Raw genomic sequence first — 17,655 nt, 5'->3', positions numbered from 1 at the left:
ATTAATCAGGTTGCAGTTTAATTCCGAATGGTACTATTCGGACAATTTTAATGTTGATTATTTTATGACACATGCTTTCACATATTATTAATTTCAGTATCAAGAACAAGTTCATTGTTCTGCTATTTACCTGTTTTATTATAGGTTTTGGGATGTACTCCCTTACGAAAATACCCATTGGTGCGGTTCCCGATGTGACCAATAACCAAGTACAGGTAATCACAACATCACGAAACCTTTCCACACAGGATATAGAACAGTTCATCACCTATCCGGTAGAGTTGGAAATGGCAAATTTACCGGGAGTGAAGGAAATCCGGTCGGTTTCCAAATTTGGACTTTCCGTAGTAACGATCGTTTTTGAGGACGATATGGGCACCTATTTGCCCCGACAGTTGATCGCCGAGAAAATAAAATCGGCCTCCGAAAAAATACCGGAAAATTTCGGGTCGCCCGAAATGGGTCCCATTACCACCGGATTGGGTGAAATCTACCAGTATATCCTGGACGTAAAACCGGAATATAAAGATCAATACACGGCCCAAGACCTAAGAACGATACAGGATTGGATCGTAAAAAGACAGCTCTCCGGGATTCCCGGTGTAGTAGAGGTCAACACCTGGGGCGGCTTTTTAAAGCAGTATGAAGTCGCCATCAACACCGAGAAGCTCAATGCGATGGACATCACCGCCCAAGAGGTATTCCAAGCGGTGGAGACCAACAATAGTGTTGCAGGTGGCGGTTATATAGAAAAAGTAAACCAGGCCTTTTTCATTAGAGGGGAGGGTTTGGTGAACTCCCTTGAGGATATCGAAAATATCGTTGTGAAAAATGAGGGTGGCGTTCCCATATATATAAAGGACGTGGCCAAAGTGGGCTTTGGTAACGCAACCCGATTTGGCGCCATTACGGGCAACGGCGAAGGTGAAAAGGTTCTGGGCCAGGTGATGATGCTAAAAGACGCCAATTCCAAAAAGGTAATCGAGGCCGTGAAGGAACGGGTGGCCAATATCGCAAAATCCTTACCGGAAGGTGTGTATATCAATGCCTTTTTGGACCGCAGCGAGCTTATTGCTAAAACGACTTTTACGGTGACTGAAAATCTCATCCTGGGCTGTTTGATCGTTATTTTTGTAGTGGTCCTGTTACTAGGAAATTTTAGGTCGGGTTTGGTTGTGGCCTCCGTAATCCCGCTCTGTTTATTGTTCGCGCTTTCGCTGATGTACATTTTTGGCGTGGACGCCAATTTGATGAGTTTGGGTGCCATCGATTTTGGTATCATCATAGATGGCGCCGTCATCATTGTGGAATTCATCGCGTTCAATGTCACCAAAAAAAGAGCGGAGATTTCCAGTATGACAAGGTCCGAGCAACAAGCGCTCCGAGACAGTATCACCTACACAGGGGCCAACAAAATGATGAATTCCGCCATTTTTGGCCAGTTGATCATCCTGATCGTTTTTATCCCCATACTTTCATTGAGCGGTGTGGAAGGCAAAATGTTCAAGCCCATGGCCCTGACCTTCAGTTTCGCATTGATAGGCGCCATGATCTTCTGTTTCACCTACGTCCCCGTGGTATCCTCCCTTTTCCTAAAACCCTCCAAAACAACCGATAAGAACATCTCCGTTCGGTTGATGCATTGGTTGACCAAAAAATACGACCCAATTATCGATTGGGCCCTGCGCAGTAAAAAAATAGTTTTGGGCTTTGCCGCGGTGCTTTTGGCGATTGCCATTTCCTTGTATATGTCCATGGGGGGCGAATTCGTCCCCACCTTGGATGAAGGGGATTTTGTAATCCAACCTGTGTTGAAGACCGGTACCTCCCTCAGTAATACGGTGGAAATCACCACGGAAATAGAAAGAATCCTTTTGGAACAATTCCCGGAAGTTAAACAGGTAGTGACCAGAATTGGTGCTGCGGAAGTACCTACCGATCCCATGTCCATGGAGGAGAGCGACGTAATTATCGTGTTGAATCCAAAGGACGAATGGACATCGGCGGAATCCAAGGATGAGCTCGCCGATAAGTTCAAGGAAGCCCTGTCCGTCATTCCGGGTATGGAAGTGGAATTTACCCAACCTATTGAAATGCGTTTCAATGAACTGATAACGGGGGTTCGTGCCGATATTGCCATTAAAATATTCGGTGAAAACCTGGACATCCTTGCCAAAAAAGGAAAGGAAATTGGCGACCTGATACAAAACGTTCCCGGTGCCGCCGATATTTCCGTGGAAAAAATTGCGGGCCTACCGGAAATGAACGTGAACTACAATCGGTCCAAGATTGCCCGATACGGTCTCAACATCCAAGAACTGAACGACATGATTTCCATGGGCTTCGCCGGAAAAACGGCCGGGAGCGTTTTTGAAGGGGAAAAGAAGTTCGATTTGGTCATTCGATTGGACAGTGAAAAGCGCCGTGACATCGACAACCTCAAAAATCTCTATGTGGACCTCCCCGCTGGAGGTAAGATTCCGTTGAGCGAACTGGCGGAAATCAGCTACCAAAAAGGTGCGGCCAAGATTTCCAGGGACGATACGCGCCGGCGCATCGTTGTGGGTATCAACGTACGTAATAGGGACTTGCAGTCCGTTGTGGACGATGTTAGAAAGCTTATCGACGAGAACGTTACGCTTCCAGTGGGATATTCCATTACTTATGGAGGTCAATTCGAAAACCTCCAAAGTGCGAAATCGAGATTGATGATCGCAGTACCCATTGCCTTGATACTTATATTCATACTCCTCTACTTCGCCTTTAAATCGGTCAAGGAAGCCTTAATGATCTATTCCGCCATCCCACTGGCGGCCGTGGGCGGTGTGCTATTGTTATGGATACGCGGATTGCCCTTTAGTATTTCGGCCGGGGTAGGTTTTATCGCCCTCTTTGGTATTGCGGTACTGAACGGTATCGTACTCATTGAACATTTCAAGGAATTGAAAGCTACGGGGAAATTTGAAAGCCTGAACGATTTGATCAAGGAAGGGGCCAAAGACAGGCTCAGGGCGGTTCTCTTGACCGCATCGGCAGCCGCTTTGGGCTTTTTACCCATGGCCATTTCTACCAATGCAGGGGCCGAAGTACAGCGACCCTTGGCAACCGTGGTTATTGGCGGTCTGATAACGGCCACTATATTGACCCTTGTCGTCCTGCCCGTACTCTACTCCTATTTGAATAGTTCCATGGAAAAGAAGAACGGTAAACATTCTATACAAGCCAACCTTGGTCTGGTTCTCCTTTTCATTTTTTCTTCCGTTGGTTTGCATGCCCAGGATACCCCAAAAAATTTAGATGAATTGGTTCCATTGGCCTTGGAAAACAATGCAGGATTGAAAGCGAACCAATTGCAATTGGACCGGTCCGATGCCTTTATAAACAGTGCCTTCGATTTTGATAAGACGGATGTGTACTACGCCTACGACGAAAACAATTTGGCATTGAACAATTTACCCATAAAGGTTTTTGGGGTGGCACAGACTTTCGACTTTCCAACGGTCTATTTTTCGCGAAGGAGGGTGAACAAGGAGCTGTACAATCTGGCCAAAAGCAATTTTGACATCCAATCCAAAAATTTGGAAAGAGCGGTCGTAGCCGGTTATTATGAATATCAGGTAGCCCGTGAAATGGCCGATGTCTTTAAAATTTTGGACAGTCTCTACGGTAATTTTTCCAAAATGGCCACTAGGCGTTTTGAACTGGGCGAAACTAATTATTTGGAGAAGATAACGGCCACCTCAAAACAGCGGCAAATACAATTGAAATATACCGAAGCGCAGCAAAACGTGGAAATTGCCCATAAGAATTTGATGATGGTCATTCAGGCAAAGGACAGTCTTTCCATTGCCAATGAGACCCTACTAAAGGTTCCTTTAAAGGACGTTGTGTTGAACGCAAGTCCGGAAATCGCCTATTATCGGAATCAAATCGGGTTAAGAAAGGCCGAGAAGAACCTGGAAAGCCAGCAGTTATTGCCCAATATTGGCGTGGAGTACTTTCAAGGTACCAATGAGGGGATTTCCGGGAATTTGCACGGCTATCAACTGGGCCTAAAGATTCCGTTGTTTTTTGGGGGTAAGGCCTCCAAGATAGAATCGGCAAAAATAGCGGAGCAGAGTGCAGAGGCGGCATATAGAAATTATGAAATAGAAATTGGCACCAAATTAGCAACCTTAAAAAATCAGCTACAGGTGCTCACCCAATCCTTGGAATATTATGAAACCGAAGGTGGCCAACTGTCCGATGAGATTCTAAAAATGGCCAATAGTAGTTTCCAAAACGGCGAAATCGATTTTTATCAGTACATACAGAGTTTGGAAAGCGCCTACGACGTGAAACTAGAATACCTAACTAAGCTTAAAGAATATAATTCGACGGTAATTGCCATCAATTACCTAACCTTATAATTAATACACCATGAAATCATATATATATTACTTTCTAACACTGGTACTTTCAGCGGGCGTTACAGGATGTGGCGAAAAAAGCAGTACCAACGAAACTTCGGCAGATACTGAAATATCCTCTTTTATAAAGGTAACCCAGGCACAATATGACCAACTGGGCATGGAAATGGGCACAATAGAAGAAAAATCATTTCCAGTTAGGGTAAGCGTAAACGGAATGATAGACGTACCGCCAGAAAATAGGGCAATGGTAAACGCCACCATGGGCGGCTATATTAAAACCACGCCTTTTTTAATCGGGGACAAGGTAAGCATAGGGCAAACCTTGGTGACCTTGGAGAATCCTGAATTTGTGAGCCTTCAACAGCAGTACTTGGAAGTGAACGAACAACTTTCGTTTTTGAAGGCCGAGTATGAACGGCATACCATCATGTCTGAAGAAAACATCACCTCACAAAAGAATTTTTTGAAATCGGAGAGCGATTATAAATCGGCTTTGGCCCGACATAGCGGCTTACAAAAGCAACTGCAGATGCTGAACATTTCACCGGAACAGGTCAAAAACGGAACGATTGTTTCCACGGTGTCGATTAAAGCGCCCATTTCCGGCAGCATTACCAAAGTCAACGTGACCAAGGGAAGCTATGTTTCGCCCGCTACGGCCATTATGGAGATTATCAATAACGACCATGTTCATTTGGAACTATCAGTGTTTGAGAAGGACATCATGAAGGTAAAGAAAGGACAAAAAATTACCTTTAGGATTCCAGAAGCATCGGGAGACACCTTCCATGCTGAAGTTTATTTGGTGGGTACCTCCATCGATGAAAATAGGACCATAAAGGTACACGGGCATTTGGAGGATGAAGGCAAGGAAAAGTTCCTAACGGGCATGTTCGTGGAAGCGAACATCATAACGGACAATGTTCAGGAAAAAGCCTTGCCCAGTAACGCCATCGTAACCATAGACAACATCCCCAACGTTTTGATTTTTGAAAAAAAGGAAGGGGACACATATTATTTTTCACAAAAAGAAGTTTCTGTAGATGAAGAACTGGATGGTTTCTCCGTGATTAAAGAAGCCAACAGTTTTGCACCCAACACCCAATTTTTGACAAAAGGCACGTATAACCTGATTGGGGAATAAGTTAACCTATTCTAACCGAAAGCTTTTGGTACAGGAATTGACAAAGGGTAACATAAAAAAGATATGAACTTAAAAGTAAAACTGCTTACCATTTTATTCGTTGCAGGACTGACAAGCCTTTTTGGCCAGGAATGGCAAACCGATTTCAACACGGCGCAACAAATCGCCCAAGAGAAACACAGACCGATTATCTTGGTGTTCCAGGGTTCGGATTGGTGCGCGCCCTGCATTAAACTGGACCGCGAGGTCTGGAGTACGGATGAATTCCAAAAATACGCCAAGGACCATTACGTAATGCTCCAAGCGGACTTTCCCCGAAAAAAACAGAACGCCTTACCCGAAGATCGGGCCAGGGCCAATGCCCAGCTTGCAGAACAGTATAATAAGAACGGCATCTTTCCTTTTGTGGTAGTCATGGACGCACAAGGAAAGGTAAAAGGTGAGACCAGTTATAAAAAAATGAACCCAAAGGATTATATACAACTTTTGGATTCCTTTACGGAATAATTTGAAAAAGATACTCTTTATTTGCGTCCTACTGACCTCGTGGTTGGCCCTATCGCAGCAAAACTTTCAGCGGACCCTGAAAATGATGGGCAGCCGATTCGACATTACCGTAGTTGCCACCGACTCCGTTACTGCCAGTGGATATATTGATTTGGCCGTCGCTGAAATCAGCCGGATCGAAAAATTGATTTCCTCTTGGGACCCCAATTCACAAACCTCGGAAATTAACAGAAATGCAGGTATTAAACCCGTTCAAGTGGATGCCGAACTGTTTGAACTGATCCAAAGAGCGATTAGGATTTCCAAATTGACGGACGGCGCTTTTGACATTAGCTATGCCTCCATGGACCGAATCTGGAAATTCGATGGTAGTATGAAAAAAATGCCTACTCCGGAGGAAATTTCAGCTTCCATATCCAGAGTCGGGTTTCAAAATATTATACTAGAGCCAAACGAACGCACTGTCTTCTTAAAATTGGAGGGGATGAAAATTGGGTTCGGGGCCATAGGCAAAGGCTATGCGGCGGACAAGGCCAAGCAATTGTTAATGGATGCGGGCGTTCCCGCGGGCATCATAAACGCATCCGGCGATATGAACACGTGGGGAAAACAGGCCAACGGAGAATATTGGAAAGTGGCCATTACCAACCCTATGGACAAAAACAAGGTTTTTGCCCTGCTGCCGATCATCGATGGCGCCGTGGTCACCTCTGGGGACTATGAACGCTACGTAAACTTTAACGGAAAACGCTATGCCCACATCATTGACCCGCGAACGGGCTATCCGGCCACGGGAATTATAAGTGTGACCGTTTTTGCCCCTAAGGCGGAATTGGCAGATGCCTTGGCTACCTCCGTTTTTGTCATGGGAACGGAAATTGGCTTGGACCGGATCAACCAGTTGCCCAAGGTGGAATGCATCATCATAGATGATCAAGGAAACATTTCAAAATCGGACCATATCAAAATAGACAAATTATGATAAAAAAATTACTGATGCTAGGGCTCATGGGGGTTTCCATGGGAAGCTGCGTCGTAGTCAAGGAATACGAAAAAGTAAACATCAACGATCCGGATATGATCCTGGCCGATAAACCCTGTGACCGAAATGTGACCACCATGCACTCCTACAGGGAAGCGGCGGCAGGAGCCAACGGTGGAAAAACGGGCGGCGGTTGCGGCTGTAACTAAGGAATCCTAGAACTGTTCACTATGACCCACTTGAAAAATTTAGTGCTTGTCCTTTTTTTGGGCCTTGGGTTCTGGGCATCCGCACAAGATACGGGCAATGCCCAAACCTATAAAAAAAGGGTATTGGAAACTACGGAGGTCGATTTCCTATCCAGTTATTATTCCCAAACGGGTGACAATGCCGCCGTTAGTGGTGGGATAGGCACTGAAGAACTTACGGACGCCACGGGTACTTTTGTAGTATCCATTCCCTTGAACGACGACGATGTGCTTACCATAGATGCAGGGGTATCCGCCTATACGTCGGCATCCTCCAGTAACATCGACCCCTTTGATGGCAGACGCCAGGCGCATCCTTTTGTGGCCAGTTCCGGGGCTTCCAGCGGGGACGTTTGGGTGAATCTTACGGGATCTTACTCCCACACTTCGGATGACCGCAACAACATCGTTTCCGGGAAACTTTCGGTTTCATCGGAATATGATTATTTCTCGATCGGTTTCGGCGGAAGTTATTCCAGGCTCTTCAACGAAAAAAATACGGAATTGAGTCTTAATGCCACCGTTTATCTGGATTCTTGGAACACCATTTACCCTTTTGAATTAAGGCCCTTTGGGAACAATGGCATTGGGTTTTTTAGACCGACGGAAATTACCGGCAATGTAAACTATAGCCCAAATTTTACCGAATTCGACAAAACGAACCGGAACTCCTATGCCCTAGGCCTGGGCTTTTCCCAGATATTGCATAAAAACCTTCAGGGCTCGCTCGCCCTGGATTTTGTCCAACAGCAAGGACTGCTTTCCACACCTTTTCAACGTGTCTATTTTAGCGATGTGGCGGATTCCTTTATCGAGGGTTTTCAATTGGCGGATGACGTGGAGCGCCTACCCGATAGCCGGTTCAAGATTGCCATGGGCGGAAGGCTGAATTGGTTCCTGAACCAATCGATAACCGTACGTACCTTCTACCGCTATTATTTGGACGATTGGGGCATCCATTCCCATACGGCCAGTGTGGAGGTACCCGTAAAAATTTCGGATACATTCACGCTGTACCCCTCCTATCGCTATTACCAACAAACCGCGGCGGACTACTTTGGGGGCTACGAAACACATCTATCCACGCAGGAGTTCTATACATCCGATTTTGATTTGTCTCAATACGTAGCCAACCAATTTGGTTTTGGGGTTTCCTATACGGATATTTTTACCCAACTGCATATTTGGGAATTCGGCTTTAAGGGCTTTGACCTGAAATTTTACAAATACGACCGGGATACCACTTTTGGCTCCTACATCGTTACAGGAGGTTTTACCTTTGTGATGGACTGATGTGCGGTACGTAGTTTTCTAGATCGTTAAATTTCCCGCCAGTTGCTTGAGGATGATTTCGGAGAGTTTTGCCTGGAATTTGGCATTGCTGAACCGTACCTTGGCATTGATATAATTTAGTTGGGCGGTCCTGAACTCAATGGGAGGAATAATCCCGATGCGGTACTTTTCTACCGTAATATCCAAATTCTCCTTGGCAATGGCCTCATTGTTTCCCTCAAGATCGATCAAGCTCATATTTGTCAGGTAGGTCTGATAGGTAGTTCCCAGGGTAGTCAATAAGTCCTGCTTTTGCTGGGCGATGGCCACTTCCGAGTTTTCTATTTGCAATTTCCCAATTTTCTCGTCCCTGTTTTGGGTAAAGCCGTCAAATAGATTTAAGGTGGCTCCAAAGCCATAGCTGAAACCCTTGGAATTGGAAGATACGATAAAGCCCAAACTTGATTCCGACTCGCTAATGATATAACCCGTGGAAGCGGTTATGGTGGGCAACCTGGCGGCCTTTATCTGTTTCAATTCCAGTTCAGAAATTCGCTTGCTTATCTGTGAGGCCATCAATTGCGGGTTTTCGCTCAAGACCTTGGTCTGCAGCTCCGGCAACAGCAGGGATTCGTCCACAAAAATTTCCGGGGCCACGGTAAAATCGGTTTCCAGGTCCCGCGCCAATTGTCGGTTTAGTTGGATTTTGGTATTTACATACAATTCCTTTTGACGCTGCATCAGGGTTTCGTCCGTATTCAAATCCACCTGGGCGTTCAATACTTCCAATTTGGAGGCCTTCCCTATAGTAAAGCGGTTTTGGGCCAATTCCACCCGCTGTTTTGAAATCAAAATGGTACTATCCAACGCGCTAAGTTGCTGCTGTTGTTGTACCAAATCGTAATAGGTAATCATTACCTCACCTACGGTTGTCAATATGACCTGTTTCAGTTCCGCATCCCCCAAGTTCCTATTCTCCTTCAATTGTTCGTAATTGGCGAACATCCGCAGGCCATCAAACAGCGTCCAGTCCAAGGCCACACCATAATTTAGGTTGTTGTTCACTGCATTGTCCAGTTCCTGTACGGTACCGTCCAAACGTACTTGCGATAGGTTGATGGTCCTATTGTTGTCCGTTACACTGGCTTGCACCGAAGGTAATATGCCGGCATACCCATGACTCACCCCGTACTCATCGATCTTTAGGTCGTTTTTGGCCGTTCGTATCTGAAAGTTGTTTTCCAGGGCCAATTTCACGGTCTCATCGATAGTAAGTACTTCCTGCGCGGCGATACTAAAAATGTTCAGTAAAATAAAAATTGAACGTAAAGGGATTCGGTATGGCATTTTAATAGGTTTCTAAAACTTTGAACTCGGGCCGTTCCACGCGGTCCTTGGACCATAAATAATACAGGGCCGGAATTACGAATAAGGTGAGTACCAGTGAAAATAGGGTTCCTCCAATGATGACCACTCCCATGCCTATCCTACTGGTGGAGGCCGCACCCAGTGACAACGCAATGGGCAAGGCACCTAGGGCGATGGTCAAACTTGTCATCAAAATAGGACGCAAGCGGGATTCCGAGGCCTTGAAGATAGCCTCGCCTTTGGACATGCCCTGTTCCCGAAGCTGGTTGGCAAATTCTACGATCAGGATTCCGTTTTTGGTCACCAGACCGATCAACATGATGGTCCCAATCTGACTGAATATGTTCCACGACTGACCGAACAACCATAAGGAGAACATGGCCCCTGCAACGGCCATAGGCACCGTCAATATGATGATAAAAGGGTCGATGAAGCTTTCAAACTGGGCCGCCAGAATGAGGAAAATCAATAACAGGGCGAGCCCAAAGGCAAAAAGGGTATTGGAACTACTTTCCACAAAATCCCTGGATTCCCCTCCCAGATCGGTAGTGAAGGTTTCGTCCAATACTTTATCCTTGATTGCTTCCATGGCCTCGATACCATCGTTGATGGTCTTGCCCGGAGCCAAATTTGCGGAAACGGTGGCGGACATGTATCGGTTGTTGTGGAATAATTGAGGCGGACTGCTGTGCTCCACCGTTTGTACCAAATTGTCCAGCTGGATCAACAAACCGGCATCGTTCCGTACGAAAATGGAGGTCAGGTCCACGGGTGCGTCCCTATCCTTTTTATCGAACTGACCAATGACCTGGTACTGCTTGCCGTTCATCAAAAAGTACCCAAAACGCTGTCCGCTGAGGGAAAGCTGTAGGGTCTGGGCCACATCACGTACGGAAACCCCCAAGCTTTCCGCCTTTTCCCGATCGATGTTCACATAGATTTCCGGCTTGTCGAACTTTAAGTTTACGTCCACAAAGGAGAAGGTTTCGTCCTGTTCCGCTAGGGCCATAAACTCTGGAATTTTTTCCTCCAATTTTTCAAAATTCTGTGCCTGGATGATGAATTGGATGGGCGGTCCTCCCCTTCTATTCACAGAAATGGTGGGCCTTTCGGATACATTGGACTTTCCGCCCACATAGGCCTTGGCCCATCTTCCCAAATCATTGGCTATCTCATGTTGGGAACGCTCCCGTTCACTGGGGTCCACAAGCGCCACGTTGGCCCTCCCGCTGTTGACCGAGGACGACCCAAAACCGGGCGATGTCAATATCAGGCTCACCTTTTTTTCAGGGATGGAGTCATTGATCAATTCGGTGATGTCCGTCATCAATCGGTCCATATATTCATACGAGGAACCTTCCGGGGCGGTAACGTTCAGGCGTACAAAGCTTCGGTCATCATAGGGAGCTGTTTCCTTGGGCAAAAGGGTATAAAAGAGTGCTATAAGCCCCAAACATCCAATGAGTATGGGGAAACTGAGCCACTTCCGCTTCATGAAACCCCGAAGGCTATCGGCATAATAATCGTTCATTTTAACAAAATACTTTTCCGTAAAATGATAGAATTTGGATTGTTTCTGCTTCCCTGGTTTGATCAAATAGGCATTCAACATCGGTGTTAAGGAAAGGGAAACAAAGGCGGAAATCAAAACGGCCGCACCCAATACCACCCCGAATTCCCGGAACAATCTGCCTACGAAGCCTTCCAAAAAAATCACCGGCAGGAAAACCGCCGCTAGGGTAATGGAAATGGAAATAACGGCGAAGAAAATCTCTTTGGAGCCTTTTATGGCCGCTTCAATAGGGCTCATCCCCTCCTCTACTTTTTTATAGATATTTTCCGTGACCACAATACCATCGTCCACCACCAGACCGGTAGCCAATACGATGGCCAATAGCGTTAGCACGTTTATTGAAAACCCAAACATCCACATGATGAAAAACGTGGCAATAAGGGAAACGGGAATATCGATCAGGGGACGCAGGGCCATGGACCAGTTTCTAAAGAACAGATAGATGACCAGGATGACCAGGACGATAGAAATCAGCAAAGTTTCCCCAACTTCTGTTACGGCCTTTTTAACAAAAACCGTGTCGTCAATCACTACGTTGAGCTTAAATCCCTCCGGTAATTCCTTTTTAAGCTTTTCGTATTCCTCATAGAAGGCTTCGGCGATTTCCAGATAGTTGGTGCCGGGTTGGGGTACGATGGCCGTAGCGACCATGGGCTGACCGGAATCGCTCATTTTGGTCTCCATGTTCTCAGCTTCCAAGGTGGCACGACCGATATCGCTCAACCGTACCAATTTTTCACCTTCGGCCCTGATAATGATATTGTTGAACTGCTCTTCCGTCTGCAAGTTTCCAATGGTCTTTACGGCGAGTTCCGTATTCTCGCCTGTTAGTTTACCGGATGGGAGTTCCACGTTCTGTGCCAAGAGGGCACTGCGCACATCGGCCACCGTAAGTCCGTAGGAAGCCAATTTTATCGGGTCGATCCAAAGGCGCATGGCATACCTGCGCTGGCCCCAGATCTGTACGCTGCTCACCCCGGGAATGGTCTCTATCCTTGGCGTGATGACGTTTTCTGCATAATCGGACAATTCCAAAATGTTCTTATTGTCGCTCTGCACGGTCATGGAAAGGATTCGCTCCGCGTCCGCATCGGATTTGGAAACCACCGGAGGCGCATCCAAGTCTTCCGGCAAATTACGTATGGCCTGCGAAACCTTATCGCGTACATCATTGGCGGCCTCCTCCAAATTTTTGTCCAAGTTGAACTCAATATTGATGGAGCTGGAACCCTGCACACTGGAAGAGGTAATATTGCGAATGCCATCGATGGAGTTTATCGCCTTTTCAAGGGGTTCCGTGATCTGTGACTCGATGATATCCGCATTGGCACCTGAATAACTTGTGCGTACGGACACCTGCGCAGGGTCTATGGACGGAAATTCCCGGATACCCAAATACGTGTATCCAATGACCCCGAATAAGACCAAGGTAATGTTCATTACGATGGTAAGTACCGGCCGTTTTATACTAAGTGTGGACAGGTTCATTACTCGGCCGGATTTTGGTTGGGTTCCTCTATCTCAACGTTGACCGAAGCTCCGTTCTTTAAGGCCATGACCCCGTAGGTCAATACGGTATCGCCAACGTTCAGTCCAGTAAGCACACGTACTTCGGAGCCTGTACGGGAACCGATTTCCACATCGATTTCCTTGGCCTTTCCGTTCTCCGATACAAAAATTTTCTTCCCGTTCTGTACGGGTATCAGGGCTTCCGACGGAACCAAAAGCGCGTCATCGACGGTCTGTAGGGGCAGCACCACATTGGCGTAGGCACCGGGGTATAACGTGCCGTCCAAATTATCCGCAACGGCCCGCATGCGCAAAGTCCTGGTAGCGATCTCCACCTCCGGTTCTATGGCGTAGATGGTGGCCGAGTAGTCCCTGGAAGCATCCGATGTCTTAAAGGTAAGGTTGGAGCCCTTTCGTATCTGGGAGGCATATTTTTCCGGAATGGAAAAGGTTATCTTCAACTGGTTCGTATTAACCAGCTTGGCGACTGGAGTGGCGGGAGTGACATAGGTCCCTACCGATATGGAGCGCAACCCAATGGTGCCCGAAAAGGGTGCCCGAACGACCGTTTTGGACAACTGGGCCGAAATGAGGGAGGCCTCCGCGCTGGCCGACTGGAAATCGGCACTGGCGATGTCATATTCTTCCTGACTGATCGCTTGCTTGTCCAGCAACAACTGGGCCCTTCGTTCATTTTCGGCGGCCAATTTTTGGGCCGTTTTGGCTTTGGAAAGTTGGGCCTGAAGCTCCACATCGTCCACTTTAAAAAGTACCTGGCCCTTTGAAACCTTGCTGCCTTCCTGGAAGTTGATGCTCTTTACGATACCGGTAACCTCGCTCCGTATCTCAATTTGCTCATTCGCCTCCAAAGTACCGGAAAGCGAAATATTGTCATCGAATTTTCTGGGCTTTAGCACCACCCCCTTTACGGTCGTCTTGGTGGTTTCATTGGCCGGTTTGCCCGATTTTCCTATGGCGACATTGGCATTGATTCGGTATACGATCATGCCTCCCAAACCCACGGCGAGCAGCACGTAAATGATATATTTGAACTTCATGTTGAAAAGGTGGTCGTTTGATTTCGTTGGTAACTCAAATCTAATTGTAATACGCTTTTGGTGAAAAAACTTATGTTTTATTTAACACCTATTATCAAGTGCGATCGAGGAATAGTTAATTAAATATGCTCGAATTTGCGTATTTGCCAAAATGAAGGGGTGCCAACGGATTGGAACAGGTTCTGATCGCGGGAAACGGTCAGGATGGAAAACCTATCTGCCCTGTCTGGATGGCTTTTCAATACAATGGATTTCATTTTGTAATTAGGTAATAGCAAATGCTCGCGCCAGCGAGGGTCATTTCGACAGCGCCCTTAGCCTGTCGCCCAAGACAGGCAAGGCGACGAGAAATCTAATTTGAAATTAGATTTCCCGCATGCATGTTATATGGTTACCAATGACATAATTCTTAACATAAAAATTGCCGGATATTTAGATTGCATCAATACTCATGGCTTTCCCTTCATTTTTTTCTTGATGCTTCGACTTCGCTCAGCAGAACTAAAAAACAAAGCAAAAAAATCAAGTTGAAAATAGGCAATTGCCGCGCACCGTTCACTATCGGGCTTACATGCGTTGTACTAGCGTACCGCACTTCCAACCCTTCGTTCATTATGGCTGATTTTCAACGGACGATACCAACTTTAATTTATAAGCATAAAAGCACCATCGAAATCTACACACTCCGTTCAAAAAAATGTCATTCACATTTCAACGAAAATTTTTTCCAATGGTTTGAAATGACTTTTTATTTTTTTTGCACGACCGCTATGGCCTCGATCTCCACCTTCCATTCCGGAAGGCCTAAGGCCTCTACCCCCACCAAGGTGCTGGCAGGCATATCCTTATCCCCTAAAAGCTGTTTGCGAAGGGTTCTAAAGGTATCGAGATAGGCGGGTTGGTAATCCACGATATAGGTATTGTATTTGACCACGTCCTCAAAGCTGGCCCCTGAATGTTCCAAGGTTTTTAAGAGCCCCTCCAAGGCCTCCTTTAACTGGCTTTCAAAATTGGGGCCCGTGCCCACTTGCCCGGAGATATGGATGGTCTTTATACCGTTCGCTTCCACCACCACCGCTTGGGAATACCCCGGACCGGGGTCGATATAGGTTTTGGTGAGTTGGGTTTTGGCCCCGATAGTTACCGGGGTATGCGGTTGGGATTTGTCCGTTTTACCTGTTTTGGTTTGGCAGGAGAACACAAGCACCACGAGGGCCATAAAAGGGAATGCATATCTCATTTGGATTCGTTTTTGGTTCGTTTTTTTTTCGTTAGGCTCGGTTTGTTTTCATGGCGTTTCCGTGGTAAGTTTTGAAGTGGATCTATTAAATAATGATTCAAGCGATAACGGAAGAATGGCACAGATTGTAAATCAGCATAATCGGAAAATCTCAAGCAACCTATTTTACCGTTTGCTTTAAATACTTACTTATTTCCGATCTTTAATTGCTTCTATTAACTCAATCAATTCTTTAACCTTTGTTGATAATTCTCTTTCATCAATTTCATCTGGAGAATGTATTAAGCGCTTTCGAAAATTTATAATGTCCGCAAGAGTACGTTCTTCTAACTCCGATAAATTAAAAAGTTTGGTAAAATTTTTTAACCTAAATATTTTAGGTCCTTGATTTACTATCAATGTCTTGAACTCTGCCCATGCTAAAAGAAAATCATCGATTCTATAATGGATTCCTTTTAATTCAAGTTTTTCGTTGAATAAATTTTCAAACAAAATCTTTGCTATGCTGGAATACGCAATTACTTTTTCCTTTTCAACTGTTATTCCATTTCCATCGTGATAAAGTTGATTTCTTATTCTATGGTACCATTCAATTTCGCCAAGTTCAATTCCCACAAGTTTATCCTTTGCATGGTTTTCCATTGCATCCAAGAGATTTGGAAAACTTTTGGTTGCTTCAGCATATATTTTTCTAGATACTCCTTTAAGCTGCGTAATCCTTTTAGGTAGCCCTAAATAGGTCTTGAGCATCAATTCAACCGAATTGTCTATAGCTATAATTCCCATTCGATAATCGAAATCGGTTTCAAGCGATAAATGCTCAAGACCATGCTCTAGTAATTCTTTTGGTCCAGATTTCCAAGGTTCATTTTTCATTTAATTATTAATTTGGATATGTTTCGTTTATGCTTATTTACTGACTTTGTATAAAGCCAAACCAAACAGAAGCCAGTGAAATAATAGACCTATAATTAAAGTTAATCTAAAGCACTATTTAGTTATTTACTGAACTTGCTATATAAATTTATTTTTTCTTTTAATAATTCTGTTCTTCTAAGTCCAGTGGTATTCCAGTAATTTAATTCTTCCTCATAATATTTAACTAGATCCGCAAGCCTATTGTCCTGTTTTATAATCTGTCTGCTCAATTTTTTCCAATCCAAATTTATTGGTAGCCACTCGTATCTGAAAATCATTGATTTAATTTTAATTAAGTCCTCTGACCCAACCCAGTTTTTAGTTAAAAAATCTAATTTCTTTCCATTATCTGGTGTTGACCAAACCATAACGTCAAAAATCAAAGCAACTTTCCTTACTTCAAACTCGGATTCTATTGAGTTAATAATTAATTGGCAAAAGTTAATATTGAAATATTTTTCACTTAGAATTCCAATCTTTTCAAACGCAATTGCCCCAATCATTTTGGACATTTCTTTTTCTGGATGCAAATCATCCATTATTGACTTGAATAATAAGGAATCTATTTTTGTGGCAGACATAGATTATTGCTAACATGGTTAATCAGCTGCATAGCAAATGTATAAATCCCTAATTTAGAAATAAAACGAGTGAAAATATTGAAATGAAGTGTATCCAAAAATTGACACCTTGCGCATTTTGGACGAATTGGGATTCACTACGTGCATCCCATAAAGGCAATCCCGGGCACCCATGAAAACCTGCACAAACTGCGTTTGTTCGGTTTTGTGTTTTATTCCGCTTGCAAAAGCACGCTTTTGACGCTCCTTAAAACACAAAACCCGCAACTTTCGTTGCGGGTTTCTTTTGCGGAGAAAGAGGGATTCGAACCCCCGGAGGTGTGACCCTCAACAGTTTTCAAGACTGCCGCATTCGACCACTCTGCCATTTCTCCTAAGCGGGTGCAAATATAGAAAGGTTTTTACTTATTTAAAATCTTTTCTGCTATAATTATATCTTCCGTAAATCACCTTTGCAAATATTTACATCACGTACCAGCATTTTCCTAACTTGCCTCCCATGGCAGACCCCTTGGTAAGCATCCTCATTCCCTTTAAAAACACGGCGCCCTATCTCCGGGAATGCCTGGATTCCATTTTGGCACAGTCCTACCCATCTTGGGAAGTCATCACCGTGAACGACCACTCCACGGATGAAAGTCTCCAAATCGTACAGGAATATGCCAGTCGGGATGCACGAAGTAAATTCCTTATTACCAAAAGTCCAATCTCATAAACGATTGAACATACAAAACCAACAAACGCTATTTTTGGAGGGTTTTTGTGTGTACGTAGTCGTGCCTATTCCGGGTAATACCATAAACTGGAAGCCTTACCACCTGCTTCAATTCAAATAAATAATCC

Annotated in this window: 14 protein-coding genes and 1 tRNA gene; 7 read left to right on the top strand and 8 right to left on the bottom strand. The window is 45.0% G+C overall.

Annotation, left to right across the window (positions count from 1 at the left end; all coding sequences use genetic code 11):
- Nucleotides 1-71 precede the first annotated feature (71 nt).
- The 6 genes from ACZ41C_RS14465 to ACZ41C_RS14440 all read left to right on the top strand — a co-directional run bounded on the left by ACZ41C_RS14465 (nucleotide 72) and on the right by ACZ41C_RS14440 (nucleotide 8,586).
- Nucleotides 72-4,409 carry a CusA/CzcA family heavy metal efflux RND transporter gene (locus ACZ41C_RS14465; protein ID WP_464562430.1) on the top strand — a complete coding sequence of 1,446 codons (4,338 nt, stop codon included), beginning with the start codon at nucleotides 72-74 and terminating at the stop codon, nucleotides 4,407-4,409.
- Nucleotides 4,410-4,419: 10 nt separating this feature from the next.
- Nucleotides 4,420-5,556: an efflux RND transporter periplasmic adaptor subunit gene (locus ACZ41C_RS14460; RefSeq protein ID WP_464562428.1), complete on the top strand. Its 1,137-nt coding sequence runs from the start codon at nucleotides 4,420-4,422 to the stop codon at nucleotides 5,554-5,556.
- 63 nt (nucleotides 5,557-5,619) lie between these two features.
- A complete protein-coding gene (locus ACZ41C_RS14455; RefSeq protein ID WP_464562426.1) occupies nucleotides 5,620-6,063 on the top strand; it encodes a thioredoxin family protein in 444 nt (147 codons plus the stop codon).
- Between the two features lies 1 nt (nucleotide 6,064).
- Complete coding sequence (locus tag ACZ41C_RS14450) at nucleotides 6,065-7,045, top strand: FAD:protein FMN transferase (RefSeq protein WP_464562424.1); 981 nt, start codon at nucleotides 6,065-6,067, stop codon at nucleotides 7,043-7,045.
- Complete coding sequence (locus ACZ41C_RS14445) at nucleotides 7,042-7,254, top strand: DUF4266 domain-containing protein (RefSeq protein ID WP_464562422.1); 213 nt, start codon at nucleotides 7,042-7,044, stop codon at nucleotides 7,252-7,254. The genes ACZ41C_RS14450 and ACZ41C_RS14445 overlap by 4 nt, the downstream gene beginning before the upstream one ends.
- A gap of 21 nt (nucleotides 7,255-7,275) precedes the next feature.
- Nucleotides 7,276-8,586 carry a DUF3570 domain-containing protein gene (locus ACZ41C_RS14440; protein ID WP_464562420.1) on the top strand — a complete coding sequence of 437 codons (1,311 nt, stop codon included), beginning with the start codon at nucleotides 7,276-7,278 and terminating at the stop codon, nucleotides 8,584-8,586.
- 18 nt (nucleotides 8,587-8,604) lie between these two features.
- Here the strand turns inward: ACZ41C_RS14440 and ACZ41C_RS14435 are convergent, their stop codons facing one another.
- The 8 genes from ACZ41C_RS14435 to ACZ41C_RS14400 form a co-directional block, all read right to left on the bottom strand.
- Nucleotides 8,605-9,912, bottom strand: a complete 1,308-nt coding sequence (locus ACZ41C_RS14435; RefSeq protein ID WP_464562418.1) for a TolC family protein — start codon at nucleotides 9,910-9,912, stop codon at nucleotides 8,605-8,607.
- Nucleotide 9,913: 1 nt separating this feature from the next.
- Nucleotides 9,914-12,994 carry an efflux RND transporter permease subunit gene (locus ACZ41C_RS14430; protein WP_138258394.1) on the bottom strand — a complete coding sequence of 1,027 codons (3,081 nt, stop codon included), beginning with the start codon at nucleotides 12,992-12,994 and terminating at the stop codon, nucleotides 9,914-9,916.
- Nucleotides 12,994-14,073, bottom strand: a complete 1,080-nt coding sequence (locus ACZ41C_RS14425; RefSeq protein ID WP_464562415.1) for an efflux RND transporter periplasmic adaptor subunit — start codon at nucleotides 14,071-14,073, stop codon at nucleotides 12,994-12,996. The genes ACZ41C_RS14430 and ACZ41C_RS14425 overlap by 1 nt, the downstream gene beginning before the upstream one ends.
- Nucleotides 14,074-14,192: 119 nt before the next feature.
- Nucleotides 14,193-14,330 carry a hypothetical protein gene (locus ACZ41C_RS14420; protein ID WP_161595344.1) on the bottom strand — a complete coding sequence of 46 codons (138 nt, stop codon included), beginning with the start codon at nucleotides 14,328-14,330 and terminating at the stop codon, nucleotides 14,193-14,195.
- A gap of 491 nt (nucleotides 14,331-14,821) precedes the next feature.
- Nucleotides 14,822-15,313, bottom strand: coding sequence for a RidA family protein (locus ACZ41C_RS14415; protein WP_464562413.1), 492 nt, complete (start codon nucleotides 15,311-15,313; stop codon nucleotides 14,822-14,824).
- Nucleotides 15,314-15,502: 189 nt separating this feature from the next.
- Nucleotides 15,503-16,189, bottom strand: coding sequence for a hypothetical protein (locus ACZ41C_RS14410; RefSeq protein WP_464562411.1), 687 nt, complete (start codon nucleotides 16,187-16,189; stop codon nucleotides 15,503-15,505).
- Nucleotides 16,190-16,311: 122 nt separating this feature from the next.
- A complete protein-coding gene (locus tag ACZ41C_RS14405; RefSeq protein ID WP_464562409.1) occupies nucleotides 16,312-16,812 on the bottom strand; it encodes a hypothetical protein in 501 nt (166 codons plus the stop codon).
- A 289-nt stretch (nucleotides 16,813-17,101) separates the two neighbouring features.
- A tRNA-Ser gene (locus tag ACZ41C_RS14400) sits at nucleotides 17,102-17,186 on the bottom strand.
- Between the two features lie 125 nt (nucleotides 17,187-17,311).
- Between ACZ41C_RS14400 and ACZ41C_RS14395 the strand changes: the two genes are divergently transcribed.
- Nucleotides 17,312-17,527: a glycosyltransferase family 2 protein gene (locus ACZ41C_RS14395; RefSeq protein WP_464562407.1), complete on the top strand. Its 216-nt coding sequence runs from the start codon at nucleotides 17,312-17,314 to the stop codon at nucleotides 17,525-17,527.
- Nucleotides 17,528-17,655: the final 128 nt, after the last annotated feature.

This window comes from Maribacter sp. C-4077 (assembly GCF_055378385.1).
This window is presented reverse-complemented; position numbering and strand designations above follow the sequence as displayed.

Excerpts from the sequence above, each read along its gene's own strand:
- ACZ41C_RS14465 (WP_464562430.1), top strand. The coding sequence starts at position 72 with ATGCTTTCACATATTATTAATTTCAGTATCAAGAACAAGTTCATTGTT.
- ACZ41C_RS14460 (WP_464562428.1), top strand. The coding sequence starts at position 4,420 with ATGAAATCATATATATATTACTTTCTAACACTGGTACTTTCAGCGGGC.
- ACZ41C_RS14455 (WP_464562426.1), top strand. The coding sequence starts at position 5,620 with ATGAACTTAAAAGTAAAACTGCTTACCATTTTATTCGTTGCAGGACTG.
- ACZ41C_RS14445 (WP_464562422.1), top strand. The coding sequence starts at position 7,042 with ATGATAAAAAAATTACTGATGCTAGGGCTCATGGGGGTTTCCATGGGA.
- ACZ41C_RS14440 (WP_464562420.1), top strand. The coding sequence starts at position 7,276 with ATGACCCACTTGAAAAATTTAGTGCTTGTCCTTTTTTTGGGCCTTGGG.
- ACZ41C_RS14435 (WP_464562418.1), bottom strand. The coding sequence starts at position 9,912 with ATGCCATACCGAATCCCTTTACGTTCAATTTTTATTTTACTGAACATT.
- ACZ41C_RS14430 (WP_138258394.1), bottom strand. The coding sequence starts at position 12,994 with ATGAACCTGTCCACACTTAGTATAAAACGGCCGGTACTTACCATCGTA.
- ACZ41C_RS14425 (WP_464562415.1), bottom strand. The coding sequence starts at position 14,073 with ATGAAGTTCAAATATATCATTTACGTGCTGCTCGCCGTGGGTTTGGGA.
- ACZ41C_RS14420 (WP_161595344.1), bottom strand. The coding sequence starts at position 14,330 with ATGAAATCCATTGTATTGAAAAGCCATCCAGACAGGGCAGATAGGTTT.
- ACZ41C_RS14415 (WP_464562413.1), bottom strand. The coding sequence starts at position 15,313 with ATGAGATATGCATTCCCTTTTATGGCCCTCGTGGTGCTTGTGTTCTCC.
- ACZ41C_RS14410 (WP_464562411.1), bottom strand. The coding sequence starts at position 16,189 with ATGAAAAATGAACCTTGGAAATCTGGACCAAAAGAATTACTAGAGCAT.
- ACZ41C_RS14405 (WP_464562409.1), bottom strand. The coding sequence starts at position 16,812 with ATGTCTGCCACAAAAATAGATTCCTTATTATTCAAGTCAATAATGGAT.
- ACZ41C_RS14395 (WP_464562407.1), top strand. The coding sequence starts at position 17,312 with ATGGCAGACCCCTTGGTAAGCATCCTCATTCCCTTTAAAAACACGGCG.